General features: G+C 65.6%; 24 protein-coding genes and 5 tRNA genes. 21 read left to right on the top strand and 8 right to left on the bottom strand.

From position 1 onward, the window contains the following. Positions 1 to 32 precede the first annotated feature (32 nt). Complete coding sequence (locus tag POF53_RS21380; RefSeq protein WP_050704677.1) at positions 33 to 1244, bottom strand: pyridoxal phosphate-dependent aminotransferase; 1212 nt, start codon at positions 1242 to 1244, stop codon at positions 33 to 35. A 164-nt stretch (positions 1245 to 1408) separates the two neighbouring features. Between POF53_RS21380 and msrB the strand changes: the two genes are divergently transcribed. Both msrB and POF53_RS21370 read left to right on the top strand, forming a co-directional pair. Continuing rightward, complete coding sequence (gene msrB, locus POF53_RS21375) at positions 1409 to 1807, top strand: peptide-methionine (R)-S-oxide reductase MsrB (RefSeq protein WP_498969309.1); 399 nt, start codon at positions 1409 to 1411, stop codon at positions 1805 to 1807. 12 nt (positions 1808 to 1819) lie between these two features. After that, positions 1820 to 2308: a glutathione peroxidase gene (locus POF53_RS21370; RefSeq protein WP_203647569.1), complete on the top strand. Its 489-nt coding sequence runs from the start codon at positions 1820 to 1822 to the stop codon at positions 2306 to 2308. Here POF53_RS21370 and POF53_RS21365 read toward each other — a convergent pair. Then, positions 2298 to 4610 carry a sensor histidine kinase family protein gene (locus POF53_RS21365; RefSeq protein WP_498969307.1) on the bottom strand — a complete coding sequence of 771 codons (2313 nt, stop codon included), beginning with the start codon at positions 4608 to 4610 and terminating at the stop codon, positions 2298 to 2300. The genes POF53_RS21370 and POF53_RS21365 overlap by 11 nt on opposite strands. A gap of 209 nt (positions 4611 to 4819) precedes the next feature. Between POF53_RS21365 and POF53_RS21360 the strand changes: the two genes are divergently transcribed. Then, a complete protein-coding gene (locus tag POF53_RS21360; protein WP_254463839.1) occupies positions 4820 to 5707 on the top strand; it encodes an ATP-binding protein in 888 nt (295 codons plus the stop codon). Further along, positions 5708 to 6190 carry a free L-methionine (R)-S-oxide reductase MsrC gene (locus tag POF53_RS21355; RefSeq protein ID WP_232856389.1) on the top strand — a complete coding sequence of 161 codons (483 nt, stop codon included), beginning with the start codon at positions 5708 to 5710 and terminating at the stop codon, positions 6188 to 6190. Between the two features lie 161 nt (positions 6191 to 6351). Here the strand turns inward: POF53_RS21355 and POF53_RS21350 are convergent, their stop codons facing one another. Beyond that, the gene (locus POF53_RS21350) at positions 6352 to 7119 is read right to left on the bottom strand and encodes a hypothetical protein (protein WP_050704683.1); all 768 of its coding nucleotides are present in this window, start codon (positions 7117 to 7119) and stop codon (positions 6352 to 6354) included. A 433-nt stretch (positions 7120 to 7552) separates the two neighbouring features. On the opposite strand from POF53_RS21350, the gene POF53_RS21345 reads away from it, so the two are divergent. The 6 genes from POF53_RS21345 to POF53_RS21320 all read left to right on the top strand — a co-directional run bounded on the left by POF53_RS21345 (position 7553) and on the right by POF53_RS21320 (position 8587). Then, positions 7553 to 7628 (top strand) — tRNA-Glu (locus POF53_RS21345). Positions 7629 to 7633: 5 nt separating this feature from the next. Further along, positions 7634 to 7709 (top strand) — tRNA-Gly (locus tag POF53_RS21340). A gap of 92 nt (positions 7710 to 7801) precedes the next feature. Continuing rightward, positions 7802 to 7877, top strand: a tRNA-Glu gene (locus POF53_RS21335). Positions 7878 to 7882: 5 nt separating this feature from the next. Beyond that, positions 7883 to 7958: transfer RNA gene (locus POF53_RS21330), tRNA-Gly, on the top strand. A gap of 81 nt (positions 7959 to 8039) precedes the next feature. Continuing rightward, a tRNA-Gly gene (locus POF53_RS21325) sits at positions 8040 to 8115 on the top strand. Between the two features lie 247 nt (positions 8116 to 8362). Beyond that, a complete protein-coding gene (locus POF53_RS21320) occupies positions 8363 to 8587 on the top strand; it encodes a hypothetical protein (RefSeq protein ID WP_203647565.1) in 225 nt (74 codons plus the stop codon). A gap of 63 nt (positions 8588 to 8650) precedes the next feature. On the opposite strand, the gene POF53_RS21315 is transcribed toward POF53_RS21320, so the two are convergent. The 4 genes from POF53_RS21315 to POF53_RS21300 all read right to left on the bottom strand — a co-directional run bounded on the left by POF53_RS21315 (position 8651) and on the right by POF53_RS21300 (position 12393). Further along, positions 8651 to 9061 (bottom strand): PA2817 family protein, encoded by a 411-nt coding sequence (locus POF53_RS21315; protein ID WP_498969304.1) that lies wholly within the window; start codon positions 9059 to 9061, stop codon positions 8651 to 8653. A 174-nt stretch (positions 9062 to 9235) separates the two neighbouring features. After that, positions 9236 to 11683, bottom strand: coding sequence for an acyl-CoA dehydrogenase (locus POF53_RS21310; protein WP_203647564.1), 2448 nt, complete (start codon positions 11681 to 11683; stop codon positions 9236 to 9238). Positions 11684 to 11917: 234 nt separating this feature from the next. Further along, positions 11918 to 12157 carry a DUF3077 domain-containing protein gene (locus tag POF53_RS21305; RefSeq protein ID WP_203647563.1) on the bottom strand — a complete coding sequence of 80 codons (240 nt, stop codon included), beginning with the start codon at positions 12155 to 12157 and terminating at the stop codon, positions 11918 to 11920. Then, positions 12154 to 12393: a hypothetical protein gene (locus POF53_RS21300; protein ID WP_267967160.1), complete on the bottom strand. Its 240-nt coding sequence runs from the start codon at positions 12391 to 12393 to the stop codon at positions 12154 to 12156. The genes POF53_RS21305 and POF53_RS21300 overlap by 4 nt, the downstream gene beginning before the upstream one ends. A 533-nt stretch (positions 12394 to 12926) precedes the next feature. Between POF53_RS21300 and POF53_RS21295 the strand changes: the two genes are divergently transcribed. The 3 genes from POF53_RS21295 (at position 12927) to POF53_RS21285 (ending at position 15391) form a co-directional block, all read left to right on the top strand. Continuing rightward, complete coding sequence (locus POF53_RS21295) at positions 12927 to 13550, top strand: glutathione S-transferase (RefSeq protein ID WP_203647561.1); 624 nt, start codon at positions 12927 to 12929, stop codon at positions 13548 to 13550. Between the two features lie 132 nt (positions 13551 to 13682). After that, positions 13683 to 14615 carry an ABC transporter ATP-binding protein gene (locus tag POF53_RS21290; RefSeq protein WP_203647560.1) on the top strand — a complete coding sequence of 311 codons (933 nt, stop codon included), beginning with the start codon at positions 13683 to 13685 and terminating at the stop codon, positions 14613 to 14615. Continuing rightward, complete coding sequence (locus tag POF53_RS21285) at positions 14612 to 15391, top strand: ABC transporter permease (RefSeq protein ID WP_186716199.1); 780 nt, start codon at positions 14612 to 14614, stop codon at positions 15389 to 15391. Before POF53_RS21290 ends, POF53_RS21285 begins: the two co-directional genes overlap by 4 nt. Here the strand turns inward: POF53_RS21285 and POF53_RS21280 are convergent. Next, positions 15275 to 15916 carry a DUF2062 domain-containing protein gene (locus tag POF53_RS21280; RefSeq protein ID WP_498969300.1) on the bottom strand — a complete coding sequence of 214 codons (642 nt, stop codon included), beginning with the start codon at positions 15914 to 15916 and terminating at the stop codon, positions 15275 to 15277. The genes POF53_RS21285 and POF53_RS21280 overlap by 117 nt on opposite strands. 144 nt (positions 15917 to 16060) lie before the next feature. Between POF53_RS21280 and POF53_RS21275 the strand changes: the two genes are divergently transcribed. The 8 genes from POF53_RS21275 (at position 16061) to murB (ending at position 22994) form a co-directional block, all read left to right on the top strand. Further along, positions 16061 to 18274, top strand: a complete 2214-nt coding sequence (locus tag POF53_RS21275; protein ID WP_498969298.1) for a DNA internalization-related competence protein ComEC/Rec2 — start codon at positions 16061 to 16063, stop codon at positions 18272 to 18274. A 188-nt stretch (positions 18275 to 18462) separates the two neighbouring features. After that, positions 18463 to 19098 carry a flagellar polar localization protein PocA gene (locus POF53_RS21270; protein WP_028690976.1) on the top strand — a complete coding sequence of 212 codons (636 nt, stop codon included), beginning with the start codon at positions 18463 to 18465 and terminating at the stop codon, positions 19096 to 19098. Continuing rightward, on the top strand, positions 19095 to 19529 hold the full coding sequence (locus POF53_RS21265) for a flagellar polar localization protein PocB (RefSeq protein WP_203647556.1): 435 nt from the start codon (positions 19095 to 19097) through the stop codon (positions 19527 to 19529). The genes POF53_RS21270 and POF53_RS21265 overlap by 4 nt, the downstream gene beginning before the upstream one ends. Next, positions 19529 to 20533, top strand: coding sequence for a tetraacyldisaccharide 4'-kinase (lpxK, locus tag POF53_RS21260; RefSeq protein WP_498969295.1), 1005 nt, complete (start codon positions 19529 to 19531; stop codon positions 20531 to 20533). Before POF53_RS21265 ends, lpxK begins: the two co-directional genes overlap by 1 nt. 34 nt (positions 20534 to 20567) lie before the next feature. Then, a complete protein-coding gene (locus tag POF53_RS21255; RefSeq protein ID WP_011532874.1) occupies positions 20568 to 20753 on the top strand; it encodes a Trm112 family protein in 186 nt (61 codons plus the stop codon). Continuing rightward, a complete protein-coding gene (gene kdsB, locus POF53_RS21250; RefSeq protein WP_232857566.1) occupies positions 20750 to 21514 on the top strand; it encodes a 3-deoxy-manno-octulosonate cytidylyltransferase in 765 nt (254 codons plus the stop codon). The genes POF53_RS21255 and kdsB overlap by 4 nt, the downstream gene beginning before the upstream one ends. Further along, the gene (locus tag POF53_RS21245; protein WP_232857564.1) at positions 21514 to 21978 is read left to right on the top strand and encodes a low molecular weight protein-tyrosine-phosphatase; all 465 of its coding nucleotides are present in this window, start codon (positions 21514 to 21516) and stop codon (positions 21976 to 21978) included. Before kdsB ends, POF53_RS21245 begins: the two co-directional genes overlap by 1 nt. Continuing rightward, the gene (gene murB, locus POF53_RS21240; protein WP_203647552.1) at positions 21975 to 22994 is read left to right on the top strand and encodes a UDP-N-acetylmuramate dehydrogenase; all 1020 of its coding nucleotides are present in this window, start codon (positions 21975 to 21977) and stop codon (positions 22992 to 22994) included. The genes POF53_RS21245 and murB overlap by 4 nt, the downstream gene beginning before the upstream one ends. Positions 22995 to 23125 lie beyond the last annotated feature (131 nt).

The following is a 23125-nucleotide window of genomic DNA, read 5'->3' as shown; positions in this document are numbered from 1 at the left end:
GGGGGGGGGTTTACCCGCGAAAAGGCCATCAATCATTGCGAATAAGTGCGCAGGAAATTGCCGATCCGGCCAATGGCCTGTTCCAGGTCATCCACCCGCGGCAGCGTCACCACGCGGAAGTGGTCCGGCCATGGCCAGTTGAACGCCGTGCCCTGGACGATCAGCAGCTTCTCCGACAGCAGCAGGTCGAGCACGAACTTCTCGTCGTTGAAGATCGGGCAGACCTTCGGGTCGATCTTCGGAAACGCGTACAGCGCGCCCATCGGCTTGACGCAGCTCACCCCGGGGATGGCATTGAGCAGCTCGTAGGTGCGGTTGCGCTGCTCCAGCAGGCGGCCCGGCGGCAGCACCAGGTCGTTGATGCTCTGGTAGCCGCCCAGGGCGGTCTGGATCGCGTGCTGGGCCGGCACGTTGGCGCACAGGCGCATGTTGGCCAGCATGTCGATGCCTTCGATGTAGCTCTGGGCGTGGTGCTTGGGCCCGGAGATGATCAGCCAGCCGGAGCGGAAGCCCGCCACCCGGTACGACTTGGACAGGCCGTTGAAGGTCAGGCACAGCAGGTCCGGGGCCAGCGACGCGGTGCTGATGTGCACGGCCTCGTCGTAGAGGATCTTGTCGTAGATCTCGTCGGAGAACACCACCAGGTTGTGCTGGCGCGCCAGCTCCAGCATGCCCAGCAGCAATTCCTTGGAATACACAGCGCCGGTCGGGTTGTTCGGGTTGATGATCACCAGGGCCTTGGTGTTCGGGGTGATCTTGGCCTTGATGTCGTCCAGGTCGGGGAACCAGTCGGCCTGCTCGTCGCACAGGTAGTGCACCGGCTTGCCGCCGGCCAGGCTCACCGCGGCGGTCCACAGCGGGTAGTCGGGAGCCGGGATCAGCACCTCGTCGCCGTTGTTGAGCAGCGCCTGCATCGACATCACGATCAGCTCGGACACACCGTTGCCGAGGTAGATGTCCTCGATGGTGACGCCTTCGATTTCCTTCTGCTGGCAGTACTGCATCACCGCCTTGCGCGCGCTGAACAGACCCTTGGAGTCGCTGTAGCCCTGGGCGGTGGGCAGGTTGCGGATCACGTCCTGGAGGATCTCGTCCGGCGCCTCGAAACCAAACGGCGCCGGGTTGCCGATGTTCAGCTTGAGGATGCGGTGGCCTTCCTCTTCCAGGCGTTTGGCGTGCTTGAGCACTGGGCCGCGAATGTCGTAGCAGACATTGGCGAGCTTGTTCGATTTGCTGAACTGCATGATGAGATCCCGAGTGAGAATACGCGCCGCCCCTGCTCGAAAGGTTTGAAAGGGCGGGAAGCGGGTGCCAGACTGGCTGCCTTGCACACGAAGCCACCTAATATACGTGCCACCCGCGCCAGGGAAAAGCCGGTGCGAGGTGAAAATCAGCCTGCCGAGGTCCCATCATGCAAAAGATCGACAAAACCCTGGACGAATGGCGCGCCATGCTCGATCCGGCCCAGTACCAGGTGTGCCGGCTCAAGGGCACCGAGCGGCCGTTCAGCGGCAAGTACAACAGCGAGCGCCGCGACGGCATCTACCACTGCATCTGCTGTGACCTGCCGCTGTTCGACGCCAAGACCAAGTTCGATTCCGGTTGCGGCTGGCCGAGCTTCTACGCGCCGATCGAGGAGGCCGCGATGATCGAGATCCGCGACACCTCCCACGGCATGATCCGCACCGAAGTCACCTGCGCCCAGTGCGACGCCCACCTGGGCCATGTATTTCCCGACGGCCCGCCGCCGACCGGGCTACGCTACTGCATCAACTCGGTGTGCCTGGACCTCAAGCCACGCGATTGACGGAGAGCGAACATGGCCGATGCGCTGCTGGACATCCCCTGCGTCACCCTCGGTGGCGAACAGAAAGTGCTGGGCGACTTCGCCGGCAAGGCGCTGCTGGTGGTCAACACCGCCAGCCAGTGCGGTTTCACCCCGCAATACAAGGGCCTCGAACGCCTGTGGCAGGAGTACCGCGACCAGGGCCTGGTGGTGCTGGGCTTCCCCTGCAACCAGTTCGGCAAGCAGGAGCCGGGCGACGCCCGGGAGATCGCGCAGTTCTGCGAGCTCAACTTCGGCGTGAGTTTTCCGCTGTTTCGCAAGGTCGAGGTCAACGGCCCCGGTGCCCACCCGCTGTTCGCCGAGCTCAAGCGCCGGGCGCCGGGCGTGCTGGGCACGCAGAAGATCAAGTGGAACTTCACCAAGTTCCTGGTCGACCCGCGCACCGGCAAGGTCAGCCGCTTTGCCCCGACCACCAAGCCCGAGGCGCTGAAGTCGGCGATCGAGCCGCTGCTCAACCGCTGACCGGCACCCAGTGCTCGATCAGCGCCAGCAGTTCCTCGCGGCGGAACGGCTTGGCCAGGTAGTCGTTCATGCCTGCGGCGCGGCAGCGCTCGCGCTCCTCGGGCATGGCGTTGGCGGTCAGCGCGACGATCGGCAGCTCCGGCCAGCGGCTGCTCTGGCGGATCCGTCGGCTGGCCTCGTAGCCATCCATCACCGGCATGTTGCAGTCCATCAGCACCAGGTCGAAGCTGTCCCGCTCCAGGCAGTCCAGGGCCTCCTGGCCGTGGGCAGCCACCTGCACCTGGCAGCCGAGCTTGCCCAGCATGCCCTTGGCCACCAGCTGGTTCACCGGGTTGTCCTCCACCAGCAGGATGCGCGCCCTCAGCTCCCTGGAGGCCGGTACCTCGTGGGGCAGTGGCGCGTTGGGCTCGCCCTGCAAGGTGCGGCGCAGGGTCTGGTACAAGGCATTGCGTGCCAGGGGGCGGGCCAGTTGCTGCAAGGGCGCCAGTTGCTCGGCCTGCTCGGTGGGCAGGAAGTTACCGTAGGCGGTCACCAGCAGGATCGGTGCCTCGATGGCCGGGCGCAGGTCGAGCACGTGGTCCAGGTCGTCGGTAATCAGCAGGTCGACAGCCGTGCCGGCCAGGTCCTTGGCATCCTCATGACGCACGTATTCCAGCCCCCAGCGCGGCAACAGCCCCTCCAGCAGCTCGGCCAGGCCACTGCCGGGGTTGCCCAGGGCCACCACCCGCCCGTTCAATGGCGCCGGCGGGATCGCCTCGGTGTGCGCCGGTAGCGGCAGGTCGGCGCTGAAGCGGCTGCCGAAGCCGGTTTCGGACTGGATATGCAGATGCCCCTGCATGGCCTTGCACAGGTTGCGGGTCAGGGCCAGGCCCAGGCCAGTGCCGCCGTACTGGCGAGTGATGCCGGCGCCGGCCTGGGTGAACGGCTGGAAGATCCGCGCCTGGGCCTCCTCGGGGATGCCGATGCCGGTGTCGCTCACCTCGAGGCGGATACCGCCGACGATGCTGCAAAGGCGCACGTCGACGCGGCCGAAACGGGTGAACTTGAGGGCGTTGGACAGCAGGTTGCTGACGATCTGCCGCACCCGGGTCGGGTCGCCCAGCACCGTGCTGGGGAAGTCAGGGGCGACCAGGCAGGTCAGCTCGACGCTGGGCGCGGCGTTTTGCGACAGCAGGTTGGCGGTGTCCTCGACCATGGCGCCGAGGTCGAACGGAATGCGCTCGAGCTCCAGCTGGCCAGCGTCGAACTTGGACAGGTCGAGGATATCGTTGAGCAACTCCACCAGTACCTTGCCCGAGTCGTGGGCGATCGACAGCTGCTGGCGCTGCTCGGGCGCCAGGCCACTGTCCAGGGCCAGGGCGATCATGCCCAGCATGCCGTTGAGCGGGGTGCGGATCTCGTGGCTCATGTTGGCCAGGAAGGCGGCGCGGGCCTGGGCCATGTCCAGGGCGCGCTGGCGCGCCTCGTCCAGCTCCTGGTTGGACAGGCTCAGGCGGCTGTTGCTGGCCTTGAGCTCGGTGGTGCGCGCCGAGACGATGTCCTCCAGCTCGTTGAGGTACTGGGTCAGACGGTTCTCGGCGGTGCGCCGCTGCTGGATCTCGGTGGCCATGCTGACGAACTGCTGGTTGGCGACCCGCACCAGCACGCCGATCTCGTCGTTCTCGTGGCCCTTGGGGCAGTCCACGCGGTTCTGCCTGGGCGTGCGCGCATCGTTGCCGCTGAGCGCGCCGATCACCGTCACCAGCGGCTTGGTCAGCATCAGGTAGAACAGCCCCAGGAGAATGCCGGTGAGCACCAGGCTGCGGGCAAAGCCGTTGACCAGGGTGACCCCGGCGCGGTCGAGGAAGCGCCCGCCGAAGGTGTAGGTGTCGACATCCAGGTAAAGGGTGCCGAGGTATTCGTCGGGCATGTGGGCGAGGAACAGTCGGTCCTGGAACTGGCGCTGCTCGCCGAACAGGAAGTCCGACAGCGGTCGGTAGCGGCTCTCCGTGCTGGGGCGCTGCACGTCGGCCAGCACGGTGTCGTTGTTGTCGATCAGCCGCGCACGGATCAGCGCTGGCGATTTCAGCAGGCCGCCGGTCAGCTCCTGGGCCAGCTCCGTGTCGATGTTGTAGGCGATGCGCGAGGCCGTGTCGTGGCTGATCTTCAACAGTGCCTGAATTTCACGGTTGATGGACGCGTCTTCGCTGGCATAATCGATGCCGATCTGGATGAGACTGAGCAATGTTCCCAGGATGAAGCCGACCAGGACTGTCAACCGGGCTTGCTTGTATGACAGGCGATTGGTGAACTTGATATCCATGGGTCCCAAGCCGGTTACTTGCTCCGTGCGCTGCGCAAGCATAGCCGATCAGCCCTGGCTGCTGGCGGGTCTGTCGAACATTCAGCTTTTGTCCGTGCCGGCCCCTTCGCGGGTAAACCCGCTCCCACAGGGTCCACTGCCTGCTGTGGGAGCGGGTTTACCCGCGAAGGGGCCGGCACGGTACCGAAACCTGATTTGCAGGAGCCCTCATGGACACCCGCCTTACCGCTTTCCTTGACCGCGCAGAATCCGTCCTCGCCCGCCTCGAACCCCTGCTGCCGGCCCCGCGCCCGGACATCGACTGGACCCGCACCCTGGCCGCCCGCTGGCAGCGCGACGGCCGCAGCGGCTACCTGATGCCCCTCGAAGTCAGCCTCGACATCCGCCTGTCCGACCTGATCGGCGTCGATCAGCAGCGTGAACAGCTGGGCCGCAACACCCACCAGTTCATCAACGGCATGCCGGCCAACCACGCCCTCTTGTGGGGTTCGCGCGGCACCGGCAAGTCGTCGCTGGTGCGTGCGCTGTTGGCCGAGCATGCCGGCGCCGGCCTGCGCCTGATCGAAATCGAGCGCGACCACCTGGCCGACCTGCCGCGGGTGGTCGAGCAACTGCAAAAACTTGAACAACGCTTCATCCTGTTCTGCGACGACCTGTCGTTCGAAGCCGGGGAGGGTGACTACCGGGTGCTCAAGAGCGTGCTCGACGGCTCGCTGGAGCAAGCCCCGGACAACGTGCTGCTGTACGCCACCTCCAACCGCCGCCACCTGGTGCCGGAGAAGCAGAGCGACAACGAGAACTGGAAGATGGTCGACGGCGAGCTGCACCCCAACGAGGCGGTGGAGGACAAGATCGCCCTGTCCGACCGTTTCGGCCTGTGGCTGTCGTTCTACCCGTTCAGCCAGGAGCATTTCCTCAACGTGGTCGAGCACTGGATCGGCCAGCTGGCGCGCCCGGCCGGGCTGCAGTGGCAGCGCAGCGAAGCGCTCGACATCCTCGCCGTACGCTGGGCCACCGGCCGCGGCAACCGTAATGGCCGTTGTGCCTATCAGTTCGCCCGCTACTGGGTCGGGCTGCAATTGCTGGAGCAGAAATAAATGATCGACCTCAACGCCAGTGGCCAAGGCCTCGATGGCTACGACCTGCTGGCCGCGCAAGTGCAGGCGCTGTTCGCCGACGAGCGCGACTTCATCGCCAACGCCGCGCAGTTCTCGGCCTTTTTGTACAACCAGGTAGAGGACCTGAACTGGGCGGGCTTCTATATCAACCGCAACGAAGAACTGGTGCTCGGCCCGTTCCAGGGCCAGGTGGCCTGCGTGCGCATCCCCTTCGGCCGGGGCGTGTGCGGTGCCGCGGCGGCTACCCGCACGACCCAGCGGGTCGAGGATGTGCATGCGTTCCCCGGGCATATCGCCTGTGACAGCGCGTCCAACAGCGAGTTGGTGATCCCGTTGGTCAAGGCCGGCAGGCTGATCGGCGTGCTCGACCTGGACAGCCCGAAGCTGGCGCGCTTCAGCGAGGCCGACCAGGTGGGGCTGGAGCGGTTGGTCGAGGTTTTCCTCGAGTTGACCGATTGCTGAAATGAAGAAGGGGCCTGCGAAGGCCCGTTTCTTTATCAAGATCGCTGGGGCTGCTTTGCAGCCCTATCGCGGCACAAGGCCGCTCCTACAGGCAATCGCAACCCTCTGTAGGAGCGGCCTTGTGCCGCGATAGGGGTGCGAAGCGCCCCCCAGAATCCCGATCAGTCGTAAATAACCTTCTTCTTCCAGGTCTCATCCTCATCAGTCTTGAGCCCCTGGGTCAGCGCATTCTGTTCGTTCTCCGCCGGCTCCATCTGGTCCAGCACCTGGGCGTTGGCCCGGTTCAGCAGTTTCTCAAGGTAAGTCAGCTGCTCTTCATACTGCTTGGGCTCAGGCTGCTTGCGCAGGTACTGCACGCCACGCTCGAACGCCAGGCGCGCCTGCCCCGGCTGGTTTTGCTGCAGGGCCTGCTGGCCGAGGTTGTTGAAGAACTCGATATGCAGCAACACCAGGATATGGCGGATCTCCTTGACCCAGTACTTGCCCTCGTTGGTCGCGAGGAACCCTTCCTGGGTGGCGCGCACGATCTGGTTGTGCAGCAGCTCCAGCAAAAAGCGCACATCCTTGGCCTTGACCTCGGTTTGGATCGGCGAGGGCGGGTTGCTGACCGGGATTCTCTCACCCTGGCCGATCAGCCCCTCCAGCTCGGCGATACGTGCCTTGAGGTCACCACTGTGCTTGTCCAGCGCCAGCTGGCGCTGGTTGAGGTTCAGTTCGAGGCGGGTCAACAGCAGCTTGAGCGCAGGCGTCATGAACTGCCCGGGGAAGGTCTCGGTGATTTCGCCGCAGCGGCGCAGGCGGTCGGCCAGCTCGACCTTGAGCCGTGCACGCTCGAGCTTGCCGTTCTCGACCACATTGTTGAGGTAGCCGATCACGATCAGCAGCGCGATACCCGCAACGATAAGCAGGGTGATCAGAAGTGGTGTCACCGTTAACGCCTCATGAAGAAGTTTTGCATCTATCGAGAGTGTAGTGAGTCCGCCCGAAAGCGAACAGTGCAGCCTGGCGGACAGTCCTGCGCGCCCTTGAATCCGTGAAGCATTCGTGGGAGCGGGCTAGCCCCGCGATGAGGCCCTCAAGCCTTGCTTATATGTATCGGCCCATCATCCAAAACCTACAGATAGTGGCACATCGCTACGAGCTTGCCGAGCCAACGTCAGAAAAGCAACGCCAATCCCCGGACGCATCCTGCACCACCGCCCATGACGACGGGAAGTCATTGATTTAAATAAATTTCTACAAAGGGGTTGACGACCTTCCAAGGCATCCATAGAATGCGCGCCACTTGCAGCGTAAAGCACACAGCGAAACGCGGCAGGGAGTGAAAGCAAGCAGTACTTTAATAGGTAATGCGAGCAGCGTGTCCCCTTCGTCTAGTGGCCTAGGACACCGCCCTTTCACGGCGGTAACAGGGGTTCGAGTCCCCTAGGGGACGCCATATTTGCGGGAATAGCTCAGTTGGTAGAGCACGACCTTGCCAAGGTCGGGGTCGCGAGTTCGAGTCTCGTTTCCCGCTCCAGTTTCTCCGGCACTGCTTAGGCAGGGCAGGAAAAGAAAATCCAGGCTGAATCGTGAGGTTCATGTTCTGGTGCGCTGAAAAGCGTCGGCTTAGTCCCCTTCGTCTAGTGGCCTAGGACACCGCCCTTTCACGGCGGTAACAGGGGTTCGAGTCCCCTAGGGGACGCCATATTTGCGGGAATAGCTCAGTTGGTAGAGCACGACCTTGCCAAGGTCGGGGTCGCGAGTTCGAGTCTCGTTTCCCGCTCCAGTTTCAACGCATCGTTTCCGACGGTGCAGGTGGTGAAGGTCGTCAAGGCGCTTCACGCCACATGCGGTAAAGCTTCACCCTGCGGGAATAGCTCAGTTGGTAGAGCACGACCTTGCCAAGGTCGGGGTCGCGAGTTCGAGTCTCGTTTCCCGCTCCAAATTGAAAACGCCACTTCGTTTGAAGTGGCGTTTTTTTTTGCTCGCGAGATTGGTTTTTTGGGGCGAGCTGGCTCTGCACACCTATCAATTTTACTAGTTGGCTAATGTCGTCTGGGGGCGTACAACGGCATGGAGCTACTCGTTACGCCCGATGTTCGTACTCATACCATCAGTTATTACTCTGTCGGGGGAGAATGTTGGGCGCGCCTGATCCCACTCCATTCTGTCTTGAACAAGGAAGGAGCAATGACCGTGACGATCGAAACGACGGATTTGGAAGTCCAGCTGGAGATATGTAAACGGGCGGTCGATGCGTGGAGGCGTTATGAAGAAAGTAAAGGGAAGCAGCCCCCTTCGCAGGTAGAACGACTTCGACTGGAAGCAGAGTTCTTATGTTCTTCGGCGCATCATTTTTTCGGGGGTGTGGCTAGGATTCCCCCTGACTTGCTAGATCGTGATTTGGCGGAGTGAATTCACTTGTCCCGCTCAGGTGATTGGGGTTCCCGGCCCAGATGGGGCCGGGATGCATCTACATCAGTGAATATCACCCTGAGCAGGCTTGGCTAGCAGTTGCTTTTCTTGGTGCCAATCAAACGCTTCGCCGTTCTGCTCGACCTCGTACCGTCGCTCTTCCAGCGTTTGGTAAAGCTCCAGCTCTTCATCCGGCATGAAGTGCAGGCAATCGCCACCAAAGAACCACAGCAGGTCACGCGGCACCAGGTGGGCGATCTGCGGGTAGCGCTGGATCACCTGGCAGATCAGGTCCTGGCCCAGGTACTGGCTTTGCAGCGGGTTCTGGGGCAGCAGGGTGAGCAGTTCGTCGAAGCGCTCGAGGAACAGGGCGTGGCTTTCCTCCGGGACCTGTTCGGCTTCACCCAGCGCGGCCAGGATGGTGCGCAGGTGGTGGAGCAGTTGCAGGTGGTAGTCCAGGTGGGGGTTGGCCATGGCGGCGGTCCTCGGGGTGGTTGAAACGGGGGGCGAAGTATACGCCGGTTTTGCATAGGCTGGCAGCGTAGCTGCCTGTGCTGGCGCTATCGCGGGGCAAGCCCGCTCCCACGAACATATGTTCACGGCTTGTTCGTGGGAGCGGGCTTGCCCTGCGATGTTGTCGATGAATGTTCAGCGCACTTTGCCTGCTTCGGGCAACAGCACTTCCTTGTCGAACGCATCCACATCGATCACCACCCGCCGCGCCTGCTCGGCCTGATGCAGGCGTTGGCCTTCCTCCGCTTGCAAGGCGCCCGCTTCGATGGCGGCGTCGATCACCGATTGCCCTGGTGTCGCCTGCACCTTACCTTCCTTGATGGCCTGATGCAGCGCCTTGTGCAGCGGGGCGGCATCGTCCAGCAGGTCGCAGGCGGTCTGCAGCGCGGCCACCGGGTCGCCGTCGGCCTGAGGCCTGAAGCAGCCCGCCAGCAACTCTTCCAGCGCCGGGTCGCCTTTGCGGCGGCCGATCAGCGCCGCCACCTCGGCATCCAGCTCATCGCTGGGCCCGGTATGTCGGCGGCCGAACGGGAACACCAGCACGCGCAGGGCGCAGCCCAGGAAGCGGTTGGGGAAGTTGTCGAGCAACGCATCGAGCGCTTTCTCGGCCTGCCCCAGGCTTTCCTCCAGGGCCCAGCGCAGCAGGGGGCGCAGATGCTCGGGCGAGCCGAGGTCGTGGTAGCGCTTGAGCGCGGCGCTGGACAGGTACAGGTAGCTGAGCACATCACCCAGCCGGGCGCTCAGGCGTTCGCGACGCTTGAGCGCGCCGCCCAGCAGCATCATCGACAGGTCGGCCAGCAGGGCGAACGCCGCCGCCTGGCGGTTGAGGGCGCGGAAGTAGCCCTGGCTCAAGGCATCGCCCGGGACCTTCTCGAAATGCCCCAGGCCCAGGCCCAGCACCAGGGTGCTGGCGGCGTTGCCGGCGGCGAACAGGATGTGCTGCAGCAGCAGGTCGTCGAACTCGTTCAGCGCCTGGTCGTGGTCCTCGCGCCCGGCCAGGGCCATTTCCCTGAGCACGAACGGGTGGCAGCGGATTGCGCCCTGGCCGAAGATCATCAGGTTGCGCGACAGGATGTTGGCCCCCTCGACGGTGATGAAGATCGGCGCGCCTTGCCAGTTGCGGCCCAGGTAGTTGTTCGGGCCCATGATGATGCCCTTGCCGCCGTGCACGTCCATGGCGTGCTGGATGCACTCGCGGCCGCGCTCGGTGAGGTGGTACTTGAGGATCGCCGACAGCACCGAGGGTTTTTCCCCCAGGTCGACAGCCTTGGCGGTGAGCAGGCGGGCGCTGTCCATCAGCCAGGCGTTGCCGCCGATGCGTGCCAGGGATTCCTGGATGCCTTCGAAGGCGGCCAGCGGTACGTTGAACTGTTCGCGCACGCGGGCGTATTGGCCGGTGACCAGGCTGGTGTACTTGGCCGCGCCCGTGCCGACCGCCGGCAGGGAGATCGAGCGGCCCACTGACAGGCAGTTCATCAGCATCATCCAGCCCTTGCCGAGCATGGCCTGGCCGCCGATCAGGCAGTCCAGCGGCACGAATACGTCCTTGCCGCTGTTGGGGCCGTTCATGAACGCGGCGCCCAGCGGCAGGTGGCGCTGGCCGATCTCCACGCCGGGGAGGTCGGTGGGGATCAGCGCCAGGCTGATGCCCAGCTCGGTCTGCTCGCCCAACAGGTGGTCGGGGTCGTAGGCCTTGAAGGCCAGGCCCAGCAGGGTGGCGACCGGGCCGAGGGTGATGTAGCGCTTTTCCCAGTTCAGGCGCAGGCCGATGACTTCTTCACCCTGCCACTGGCCTTTGCAGATGACGCCGGTGTCGGGCATGGCCCCGGCGTCGGAGCCGGCCAGGGGGCCGGTGAGGGCGAAGCAGGGGATGTCGTCGCCACGGGCCAGGCGCGGCAGGTAGTGGCTGCGCTGTTCGTCGGTGCCGTAGTGCAGCAGCAGTTCGGCCGGGCCCAGGGAGTTGGGCACCATCACCGTGGAGGCCAGGTCGCCGCTGCGGGTGGCCAGTTTCATCGCCACCTGGGAGTGGGCGTAGGCCGAGAAACCCTTGCCGCCGTATTCCTTGGGGATGATCAGGGCGAAGAAGCCGTGCTGCTTGATGAAGTCCCAGGCTTGCGGCGGCAGGTCGAGGTCCTGGCCGATCTGCCAGTCGCTGACCATGGCGCACAGCTGCTCGGTGGGGCCGTCGATAAAGGCCTGTTCTTCCTCGCTGAGCTTGGGCGCGGGGTAGTCGAGCAGGGTGTTCCAGTCGGGGCGGCCGCTGAACAGGTGGCCGTCCCACCACACGGTGCCGGCGTCGATGGCTTCGCGCTCGGTCTGCGACATCGGCGGCAGGGTGCGCTGGAACCAGCTGAACATCGGCGCGGTGAACAGTTTGCGGCGCATTTCTGGCAGGACGAAGAAGGCGACCTTGAGGGCGATCACCACCCAGATCAGCGTCAGCAGCCAGCCCGGCGCCGTGCTGAACAGGCCCATGAGCAGGGTGTAGGCGGCGATTGCCGCGAGGATCTGCAACGGCGCCAGGCGTCGATGCAGGAGATACGCGGCGCCTAGCACCAGGACCAGCAACCACAACAGCAGCATGATTCTTCCTCCTTGGAAGCGGGGCGGGGGGCGATCCACAGAGCTTAGACGTGTTGGGGTGGATGGCCTGCTTAGAAGACTGACCGGGTTGGGTGGCGGGAGTTCGGTGGCGGTTGGGGGATTGTGGGGCTGCGTTGCAGCCCTTTCGCGGCACAAGGCCGCTCCTACAGACGGCCGCGATCCCATGTAGGAGCGGCCTTGTGCCGCGAAAGGGCCGCAAAGCGGCCCCGGGGATCATTTACTTCTGTTCAACCCCACCTCCATGTCATCGATCAGCGCCTTGGCCATGGCGCTGAGGATCCGCGCCGAGCTGCCGGCCAGCAGGTCGCCTTCCATCTCCGCTTCGCAGGTCAGGTGGCGGATGCAGCCGAGCAGCACCGACAACTCGCTGAAGGCGTCTTCGAACGTAACGCCCGGCTCGACCTTGAACAGGTCCAGGCAGGTGATGCGGCCTGCGGTATGCCCGCGGCTCATGGCTGCACCTGCGGCTTGTGCTCGAGCAGGGCGCAGGCGAGCTGGCCGAGGTAGTCGCTGGCGGTGAACAGGCGGTCCTGGGCTTCGCCGGGCTCGGTCTTGAAGTAGATGTCGAGGACATCGGAGATGGCGGTGGCCACTTCGACGGCGGCGGCCATGGCGTCGTCGCGGGGGAGGGTGGGGCGGATGGTGATGAAGTGGCAGAGACGGGGTGGGTCGGGGACGATTTTTTTCATGGTCAAGAGTCCTATGTGGTTACTGAAAACCACCAGCCAGGTCCTTTCTCACGAGGTAAGGGTGGCGGCCGTGTACGAGGTGAGAAAACCGGGACATAGGACAAACCCGGCCAGACCGAAGCCTGCCCGTACACGGCCACCATGACGAAGCCGCTGGTTGTCATATGTAGTCGGGTTTCTCACACCCGGTCACCCAATGTGGCGACCCGATGAAGTTATCCCCGGGGTATTTCCCCGACAACGTGGCGGCTTCCGGCAAGCGCGTAGGATAGTTCCCAAGCTTTGCTGGCTGAAGCATTTGGTTTCAGGTTCGGAAAGATCTGACAGTCTCTGAGGTCGCTGGGGCTGCTGCGCAGCCCTTTCGCGGCACAAGGCCGCTCCTACAGGATATGCGCCAGTTCTGCCGTGGTGCGGTCCCTGTAGGAGCGGCCTTGTGCCGCGAAAGGGCCGCAAAGCGGCCCCCCGGTTTCACTGGCACCGCCCACCGCTTGGGGTAGACTGACCCCCCTCCCGCATTCATTAAGGACGTTGCCATGCTGAAGATCTGGGGCCGCAAGAATTCGAGCAATGTGCGCAAGGCGTTGTGGATCGCCCACGAGCTGGGCCTGGACTTCGAGTCCATCGATGCCGGCGGCGCCTTCGGCGTGGTCAACGAACCGCATTACCGGGCACTCAATCCCAACGGCCTGGTGCCCATGCTCGAAGACGCCGACCTGGTGCTGTGGGAGTCCAACACCATCGTGCGCTACCTGTGCGCCGAATACGGCGCAGAACAAGGCTGGTACCTCGACGACCCGCGCCAGCGCGCCCTGGCCGACAAGTGGATGGACTGGACCACCTCGTCCTTCGCCGGCCCCTTCCGTCCGCTGTTCTGGGGCCTGCTGCGCACCCCCGAGGAGCAGCGCGACTGGGTGGCGATCAACGCCGCGCACAAGCAGTGCGCGCAACTGCTGGCCATCGCCGACGAGACCCTGGCCAGGCAGCCGTACCTCTCCGGCGAGCAGATCGGCATGGGCGACATCCCCCTGGGCAGCTTCATCTACGCCTGGTTCGAAATGCCCATCGAACGCCCGGCCATGCACCACCTCGAAGCCTGGTACGCGCGCCTCAAGCAGCGCCCGGCCTACCAGGCGGCGGTGATGACCGCCCTGACGTGACGCCACTTCGATAGTCATTATCAATAGATGTGACTGTACTTGTGCGGCCAGCCCTTGCACCATGGCCGCACTCACTGCGCCAGTGACTTTGCCTGGCGTGTCCCGAACCCTTTTCTCGGTACCCGACCCGCTATGAGTTCCGCCCTGTCCATCCGACAGCTGACCAAGACCTACGGCAACGGTTTTCAGGCCCTCAAGGGCATCGACCTGGACGTTTCCGAAGGCGACTTCTTCGCCTTGCTCGGCCCCAACGGCGCCGGCAAGTCCACCACCATCGGCATTCTCTCGACCCTGGTGAACAAGACCAGCGGCACGGTCAACGTATTCGGCCACGACCTGGACCGCGAGCCTGCGGCGCTCAAGCGCTGCCTGGGCGTGGTGCCCCAGGAGTTCAACTTCAACCAGTTCGAGAAGACCTTCGACATCGTCGTCACCCAGGCCGGCTACTACGGCATTCCGCCCAAGGTGGCCAAGGAGCGCGCCGAGCAGTACCTGACGCAGCTCGGGCTGTGGGACAAGCGCGACGTGCCGTCGCGTTCGCTGTCCGGCGGCATGAAGCGCCGGCTGATGATCGCCCGGGCGCTGATCCACGAGCCGCGCCTGTTGATCCTCGACGAGCCGACCGCCGGGGTGGACATCGAGCTGCGCCGTTCGATGTGGAGCTTCCTCACCGAGCTCAACCAGAAGGGCATCACCATCATCCTCACCACCCACTACCTCGAAGAGGCCGAGCAGCTGTGCCGCAACATTGGCATCATCGACCACGGCACCATCGTCGAGAACACCAGCATGCGCCAGCTGCTGGGCAAGCTGCACGTCGAGACCTTCGTCCTCGACCTCAAGCACGACCTGCCCGCCGCGCCTGAGCTGCAGGGCTACCCGTGCCGGCTGATCACCCCGCATACCCTGGAGGTGCAGGTGGACAAGGACATCGGCATCACCGCGCTGTTCGGCCAGCTGGCGCTGAAGAACATCGAGGTGCAGAGCCTGCGCAACAAGACCAACCGACTCGAGGAGCTGTTCGTGTCCCTGGTGGAAAAGAACCTGTCGAAGGTGGCGATATGAGTGTGGAGCTGCGCACCAACTGGGTTGCCCTGAACACCATCGTCTACCGCGAAGTGCGGCGCTTCTTGCGCATCTGGCCGCAGACCCTGCTGCCGCCGGCGATCACCATGGTCCTGTACTTCGTGATCTTCGGTAACCTGATCGGCCGGCAGATCGGCGACATGGGCGGCTTCACCTACATGGAGTACATCGTGCCAGGGCTGATCATGATGTCTGTGATCACCAACTCCTACGGCAACGTGGTGTCGAGCTTCTTTGGCAGCAAGTTCCAGCGCTCCATCGAGGAACTGATGGTCTCGCCGGTGTCGCCGCACACCATCCTCGTCGGTTATGTGCTGGGTGGCGTGCTGCGCGGCTTGGCGGTGGGGGTGATCGTGACTTTCCTGTCGCTGTTCTTCACCGATTTGCAGGTGCATCACCTGGGGGTGACGGTCATCGTGGTGCTGCTGACGGCGACGATCTTTTCGCTGCTGGGCTTTGTCAACGCAGTATTCGCCCGCAACTTCGACGACATCTCGATCATTCCGACCTTCGTGCTGACGCCGCTGACCTACCTGGGCGGGGTGTTCTACTCGATCAACCTGCTGCCGCCGTTCTGGCAGACCGTGTCGTTGGCCAACCCCGTGCTGCACATGGTCAACTCGTTCCGCTACGGCATCCTAGGGGTGTCGGACATCAGCATCGGCACGGCGATCAGCTTCATGCTGGTGGCCACCGCGCTGCTCTACCTGCTGTGCGTGCGCCTGCTGGTCAGCGGTCGCGGCATGCGTGCCTGAGCTGCGGGTGAGGGCACAGCGGCACTGGCGCCGGCGCCACTGCCGGCCCACCCACCAGCGCCAGTAGCCCATGGTGGTGAAGTAGGCGAGCACGCCGAGCACCACCCCGCACACCACCGAGCCGAGCAGGAACGGTTGCCAGATCGTCGCCAGCTGGTCGGTGACCCAGTCGACGGTGATTTCCTCGGGCAGGGTGCGCGGCGGCACCTGCATCAGCCAGGCGCCGGTCATGTAGGTGACGAAGAACACCGGCGGCATGGTCAGCGGGTTGGTCAGCCACACCAGGCTCACCGCGATCGGCAGGTTGCCGCGCACCGGGATCGCCAGCGCGGCGGCCAGCAGCATCTGCATGGGGATGGGGATCAACGCCGCGAACAGGCCGACGCCCATGGCCCGCGCCACCGAATGGCGATTCAGGTGCCACAGGTTGGGGTCGTGCAGCAGCTTGCCGAAAAAGCGTAACGACTTGTGTTCGCGGATGCTGGTCGGGTCCGGCATGTAGCGTTTGAACAGACGGCGCGGCATGTGGGCTCCCGGCGGGGTTGAAGGGCGTCAGTATGCCTTGATTGAAGCGCAACCTCGTTCAGAGTTTGTGACAATTGATTAGCAGGTTTTTCCCGCCAATCGGCTAAGCCTCAGGGGGCGTTTTCGCTTCTGGAGCTCTATCTCATGCGCACAGGGATGCTGGCGCTGGTCCTCGGGCTGTTGAGCCTGCGCTTCTTGCCTGCCTTGCCACCGGTCGGATGGTTGATTCCACTGCTGTTGCTGGCCCTGGCCTGCCTGCGTACCCGGGCCTGGCCGCTGGGCGGGTTCCTGCTGGGTGTTTGCTGGGCCTGCTGGTCGGCGCAGCAGGCCCTGGACGACCGCCTGGCGGCCGCGCTGGACGGCCGCACGCTGTGGCTGGAGGGGCGGGTGGTGGGCCTGCCGACCCGCACCGAGCGCGGCGTGCGTTTTGAGCTGGAGCAGCCGCAGTCGCGCCGGGCCCGGTTGCCGCAGCGGGTGCAATTGAGCTGGTTTGACGGGCCGCCGCTGCGGGCGGGGGAACAGTGGCGGCTGGCGGTCAACCTGCGCCGGCCGCAGGGCCTGCTCAACCCATATGGCCCGGATCAGGAGGCCACGCTGTTGGCACGGCGGGTCGGTGCCACCGGCACGGTCAAGGCCGGTACACGCCAGGGGGAGGAGGCCAGCAGTTGGCGCGACGGCCTGCGCCAGCGCTTGCTGGCCACCGATGCCCATGGCCGGGAGGCGGCGTTGGCCGCCCTGGTGCTCGGGGATGGGGCAGGCCTGGCGCGGGAAGACTGGCAGGTGCTGCAGGCCACCGGCACGGTGCACCTGCTGGTGATTTCCGGGCAGCACATCGGCTTGTTGGCTGGATTGATCTATGGACTGGTGGCAGGGCTGGCGCGCCTGGGGGGCTGGCCCCGGCGCCTGCCGTGGCTGCCCTGGGCCTGCGGCCTGGCGATGACGGCGGCGCTAGGGTACGGCTGGCTGGCGGGGTTCGGCGTGCCGGTGCAGCGGGCGTGCCTGATGCTGGCGGTGGTGCTGCTCTGGCGCTTGCGCTTTCGCCACTTGGGCGCCTGGGTGCCGTTGCTGATGGCGCTGTCGGGCGTGCTGCTGGTCGAGCCGCTGTCCAGCCTGTTGCCGGGGTTCTGGCTGTCGTTCACTGCCGTGGCGGTATTGGTGTTGTGCTTTGCCGCGCGGCTGGGCGCCTGGCGGCCCTGGCAGGCCTGGACCCGCGCCCAGTGGGTGATCGCCGTGGGGCTGCTGCCGGTGCTGCTGGCCTTGGGGCTGCCCGTCAGCCTCAGCGCGCCGCTGGCCAATCTGCTCGCCGTGCCATGGCTCAGCTTGGGCGTGCTGCCGTTGGCGTTGCTGGGCACGGCCATGTTGCCGGTGCCTGGGCTGGGGGAGGGAATGCTGTGGCTGGCGGGCCTGTCGTTGGATGGATTGTTTGCCGTGCTGACGCGATTGGCGGGCCAGCAGCCGGCCTGGATACCCGAGCCGCTGCCGTTGTGGGCCTGGCTGCTGGTGTGCCTGGGCGCCGTGCTGGTGCTGCTGCCCCGGGGCGTGCCATTGCGGGCACCGGGGGCGGTCATGTTGCTGGCGCTGTGGGCGCCACGCGAACAGGTGCCCTTGGGCCAGGTGCAGGTCTGGCAGCTGGATGTGGGGCAGGGTCTGGCGGTGCTGCTGCGCACCCGCAATCACGCCTTGCTGTATGACGCAGGCCCGGCCCAGGGTGGCAGTGACCTGGGCGAGACGGTGGTGCTGCCGACCTTGCGCAAGCTCGGGGTGAAGGCGCTGGATGTGATGCTGATCAGCCATGGCCATGCCGACCATGCCGGAGGGGCAGCGGCGGTGCGGCGTGGCGTGCCGGTGGCGCGGGTGCTGGCCGGCGAGGTTGCCGGACTGGAGGCGGCGTCGCTGTGCCGCAGTGGCGAGCGCTGGCAGTGGGATGGCGTCGATTTCGAGCTCTGGCACTGGCCGCAGGGGGCTTCCAGCAACGAGCGCTCCTGTGTGTTGCGGGTGCAGGCCAAGGGCGAGCGCCTGCTGCTGGCCGGGGACATGGAGGCCGGGGCGGAGCGTGCGTGGCTGGCCGCGACCGACGATCCTCGGGTGGATTGGCTGCAGGCACCGCACCATGGCAGCCGCACGTCGTCCAGCGAGCCGTTCGTCCAGGCCACGGCGCCGCGCGGGGTGCTGATTTCCCGGGGGCGGCACAATGGTTTCGGGCATCCCCATGGGCAAGTGGTCGAGCGCTATCGGCGGCATGGGGTGGCGGTGCATGACACGGCGGTGGAGGGGGCGTTGCGATTGGTGCTGGGGAGCCAGGGCGGGGTGGAGGGTGTGCGCAGGGAGCAGCGGTTCTGGCGGGGGATTGGGGATTGAGCCGGGGGCGCTTTGCGCCCCTTTCGCGGCACAAGGCCGCTCCTACAGGGGGTGTAGGAGCGGCCTTGTGCCGCGAAAGGGCTGCAAAGCAGCCCCTGGATCAACACAGGAATTCCCTGACCTCCGGCAGATGAGCCCCAGGCGGTCCTATGGTAGAGTGGCGGCCTTTTTCCGAGGGGATGCTAACTGTGTGGGAATTGGTCAAGTCCGGTGGCTGGATGATGCTGCCGATCATCCTGAGTTCCATCGCCGCCATGGCGATCGTCGTCGAGCGCCTGTGGACCCTGCGCGCCAGCCGTGTCACCCCGCCGCACCTGCTGGGCCAGGTGTGGATGTGGATCAAGGACAAACAACTCACCAGTGACAAGCTCAAGGCCCTGCGCGCCGATTCGCCGCTGGGCGAGATCCTCGCCGCGGGCCTGGCCAACTCGCGCCACGGCCGCGAGATCATGAAGGAGTGCATTGAGGAGGCCGCCTCGCGGGTCATCCACGAGCTGGAACGTTACATCAGCACCCTCGGCACCATCGCCGCCATGGCCCCGCTGCTGGGCCTGCTGGGCACCGTGCTGGGCATGATCGACATCTTCAGCGCCTTCATGGGCTCGCAGATGACCGCCAACGCCGCCGTTCTGGCCGGGGGTATCTCCAAGGCCCTGGTTACCACCGCGGCCGGCCTGATGGTCGGTATCCCGGCGGTGTTCTTCCACCGCTTCCTGCTGCGCCGCATCGATGAGCTGGTGGTGGGCATGGAGCAGGAAGCGATCAAGCTGGTGGAAGTGCTGCAGGGCGACCGCGAAGTGGAAGTGGCCGGAGGCAAGGCGTGAAGTTCCGGCGCAATCGCCAGCGCGAGAACGTCGACATCAACCTGGCGTCGTTGATCGACGTGGTCTTCGTGCTGCTGCTGTTCTTCGTGGTCACCACCACCTTCACCCGCGAGACCCAGTTGCGCGTCGAGCTGCCCGAGGCCAGTAGCGCCGAGCAGCCGCCGGCCGAGCAGGGCAAGCTGGTGGAGATCACCATCAGCGCCGACGGCGTGTACTCGGTGAACAACCACTTGCTGCCCAAGAGCGACCTGGACACCCTGACCGAGGCGATCGAGAAGGAGTCCGGCGGTGACATCACCCTGCCGCTGGCCATCAGCGCCGACGGCAAGACCCCGCACCAGGCTGTGATCACCGCAATGGACGCGGCCGGCAAGCTCGGCTTCAGCAAGTTGCGCATGACCACCGTCGAGGCCGCGCAGGGCAAGCCCTGATGGCCTTCGCCGACCGTCTGCTCGCCGCCTGGTACGCCGGGCATCCGGCGCTGGCCCTGCTGCGTCCGCTGGAGGCGCTGTACCGGCGCGTGGTGACGCGCAAGCGCGCGCGCTTCCTCAGCGGCGAAAGCCCCAGCTACCGTGCCCCGGTACCGGTGATCGTGGTGGGCAACATCACCGTCGGCGGTACCGGCAAGACACCGATGATCCTCTGGCTGATCGAGCACTGCCGCCGGCAGGGGCTCAAGGTCGGCGTGGTCAGTCGTGGCTATGGCGCCAAGCCGCCGCACTATCCCTGGCGCGTCCAGGCTGACCAGCCTGCGGAGCAGGCCGGCGACGAGCCCTTGCTGATCGTCCAGCGCACCGGCGTGCCGCTGGTGATCGACCCCGACCGTTCCCGCGCTGTGCAGGCCTTGCTGTCCAGCGACGCGCCAGACCTGATCCTGTGCGACGACGGCATGCAGCATTACCGCCTGGCCCGTGACCTGGAGCTGGTGCTGATCGACGCCGCCCGGGGCCTGGGCAATCGCCGCTGTCTGCCGGCCGGCCCGTTGCGTGAACCGGCCGAGCGGCTGGGCGAGGCGGACGCGGTGCTGTTCAACGGCGCCGAGGCCGACCGCGACGATGGCTTTGCCTTCCGCCTGCAACCCTCGGCGCTGATCAACCTGCGCAGCGGCGAACGCCGCGAGCTCGACCTGTTCCCGGCTGGCCAGGCGCTGCACGCCGTGGCCGGCATCGGCAATCCGCAACGTTTCTTCAACACCCTGCTGGGGCTACACTGGCAGCCGGTGCCGCACCCTTTCGCCGACCATGCGCCCTACAGCCGTGAAGTGCTGTCGTTCAGCCCGCCGCTGCCGTTGGTGATGACCGAGAAGGATGCGGTGAAATGCCGGCCCTTCGCCGCCGACGACTGGTGGTACCTGGCGGTCGACGCCGTGCCGACGCCCGCCTTCAGCGCCTGGTTCGACGCCCAGCTCGACCGCCTGCTGCCCGGCCGCCCCTGAGCCTTTTTTCATTTTCCGTCGCAAGGACACCTCCATGGACACCAAACTGCTCGATATCCTGGCCTGCCCGATCACCAAGGGCCCGCTCAAGCTCAGCGCCGACAAGACCGAGCTGATCAGCAAGGGCGCGGGCCTGGCCTATCCGATCCGCGACGGCATCCCGGTGATGCTGGAAAGCGAGGCGCGCACCCTGACCGATGAAGAGCGCCTGGACAAATGAGCCTGGACTTCACCGTGGTGATTCCCGCCCGGCTGCGCTCCACGCGCCTGCCGGGCAAGCCATTGCTGCCGATCGCCGGCAAGCCGATGGTCCAGCATGTGTGGGAGCAGGCGCGCAAGAGCAGTGCCAGCCGCGTGGTCATCGCCACCGACGACACCAGCATTGTCGAAGCCTGCCAAGCGTTCGGCGCCGAAGTGCTGCTGACCCGCGCCGACCACGAGTCGGGCACCGATCGCCTGGCCGAGGTGGCTGCCCAGCTGGGCCTGGCCGCCGATGCCATCGTGGTCAACGTGCAAGGCGACGAGCCGCTGATTCCGCCAGTGATCATCGACCAGGTGGCGGCCAACCTGGCGGCGCACGCGGAAGCCGGCATCGCCACCCTGGCCGAGCCGATCCACGCGCCAGAAACCATCTTCAATCCCAACGCGGTCAAGGTGGTCAGCGACAAGCACGGCCTGGCCCTGACCTTCAGCCGCGCGCCGCTGCCCTGGGCCCGCGACGCCTTCGCCAAAAACCGCGACCAGTTGCCGGAGGGCGTGCCCTATCGCCGCCATATCGGCATGTACGCCTACCGCGTGGGCTTCCTCCAGGACTTCGTCGCCTGGGGCCCGTGCTGGCTGGAGCAGACCGAATCGCTGGAGCAGCTGCGCGCCCTGTGGCACGGCGTGCGCATCCATGTCGCCGACGCCATCGAGGCACCGGCCGTGGGTGTGGACACCCCTGAAGACCTGGAGCGCGTACGGCGCTTGCTGGAGGCCTGATGCGCGTTTTGTTCGTCTGCCTCGGCAATATCTGCCGTTCTCCGACCGCCGAAGGCGTGCTGCGCCACCAGCTCGAGGCCGCAGGCCTGGGTGATGTGGTGCAGGTGGCCTCCGCCGGCACCGGCGACTGGCATGTCGGCAAGGCGCCCGACAGCCGTACCTGCAAGGCCGCCCTGGCCCGTGGCTACGACCTGTCGCGCCAGCGCGCCCAGCAGGTCAAGGCGGCGCACTTCGCCGAGTACGACCTGGTCCTGGCCATGGACAAGAGCAACCTGGGCCACCTGCAGGCCCTGCGCCCGCACAACGCCAAGGGCGAGCTCGACCTGTTCCTGCGCCGCTATGGCGCGGCCCTGGACGAAGTGCCGGACCCTTACTACGGCGGTGTCGAAGGCTTCGAGCAGGTCCTGGACCTGATCGAGGCGGCCTGTCGCGAGCTGGTCGTGGAAATCAAGGGGCGGTTATGACGACGCACTGGCAGGAGCGCGTGTCGCTCAAGCCCTACAACACCTTCGGCATCGATGTCAGTGCCCGCTACTTCACCCAGGCCCATGACGACGACGAAGTCCGCCAGGCCCTGGCCCAGGCCGCCGAGCGGCAGGTGCCGGTGCTGGTGATCGGCGGCGGCAGCAACCTGTTGCTGTCACGCGATGTTGAGGCCCTGGTGCTGCATATGGCCAGCCGTGGCCGACGCCTGCTCAGCGACGACGGCGAGCGGGTGGTGGTCGAGGCCGAGGCCGGCGAGCCCTGGCACCCGTTTGTGCAGTGGAGCCTTGGGCAGGGGCTGTGCGGGCTGGAAAACCTCAGCCTGATCCCCGGCACCGTGGGCGCCGCGCCGATGCAGAACGTCGGTGCCTATGGCGTGGAGATCAAGGATGTGTTCGCCGGCTTGACCGCGCTGGACCGCGAGACCGGCGAGCTGCGGGACTTCTCGCTGGAGGACTGCGCGTTCGGTTATCGCGACAGCCTGTTCAAGCGCAGCCCCGGGCGCTGGCTGATCCTGCGCGTGCGCTTTGCCTTGAGCCGCACCTTGCAGGCACACCTGGACTACGGCCCGGTGCGTCAGCGCCTGGCGGAGCAGGGCGTCGAGCAGCCGAGCGCGCAGGCGATCAGCGACGCGATCTGCAGTATCCGTCGGGAAAAGCTGCCGGATCCGGCTGAGCTGGGTAACGCTGGGAGCTTCTTCAAGAACCCCGTGGTGCCCGCTGAATTGGTCGAGCGCATCCGTGCCGGGCACCCTGGCGTGGTGGCCTATCCCCAGGCCGATGGCCAGGTGAAGCTGGCGGCCGGCTGGCTGATCGAGCAGGCGGGGTGGAAAGGCTATCGCGATGGCGATGCCGGGGTGCACCGCTTGCAGTCGCTGGTGCTGGTGAACTACGGCCAGGCGAGCGGGGCGCAGTTGCATGCGCTGGCTCGGCGGATCCAGGCGGATATCCTCGAGCGCTTCGGGGTCGAGCTGGAGATGGAACCAAACTTGTACTGATGGGCTGGCCTGTGCCGGCCCTATCGCGGGGCAAGCCCGCTCCTACCGGTAGGGTGTTGCCCTTGTAGGAGCGGGCTTGCCCCGCGATCACCGGCAGAGCCGGTGCCATCCACACCGGCAAAGAAAAAGCC

The sequence above is a fragment of the Mitsuaria sp. RG genome (assembly GCF_028369275.1).
GTDB classification, from domain to species: domain Bacteria; phylum Pseudomonadota; class Gammaproteobacteria; order Pseudomonadales; family Pseudomonadaceae; genus Aquipseudomonas; species Aquipseudomonas peradeniyensis.
Note: the sequence above shows the minus strand (reverse complement) of the source record. Positions and strands in the feature narration are given on the sequence as shown.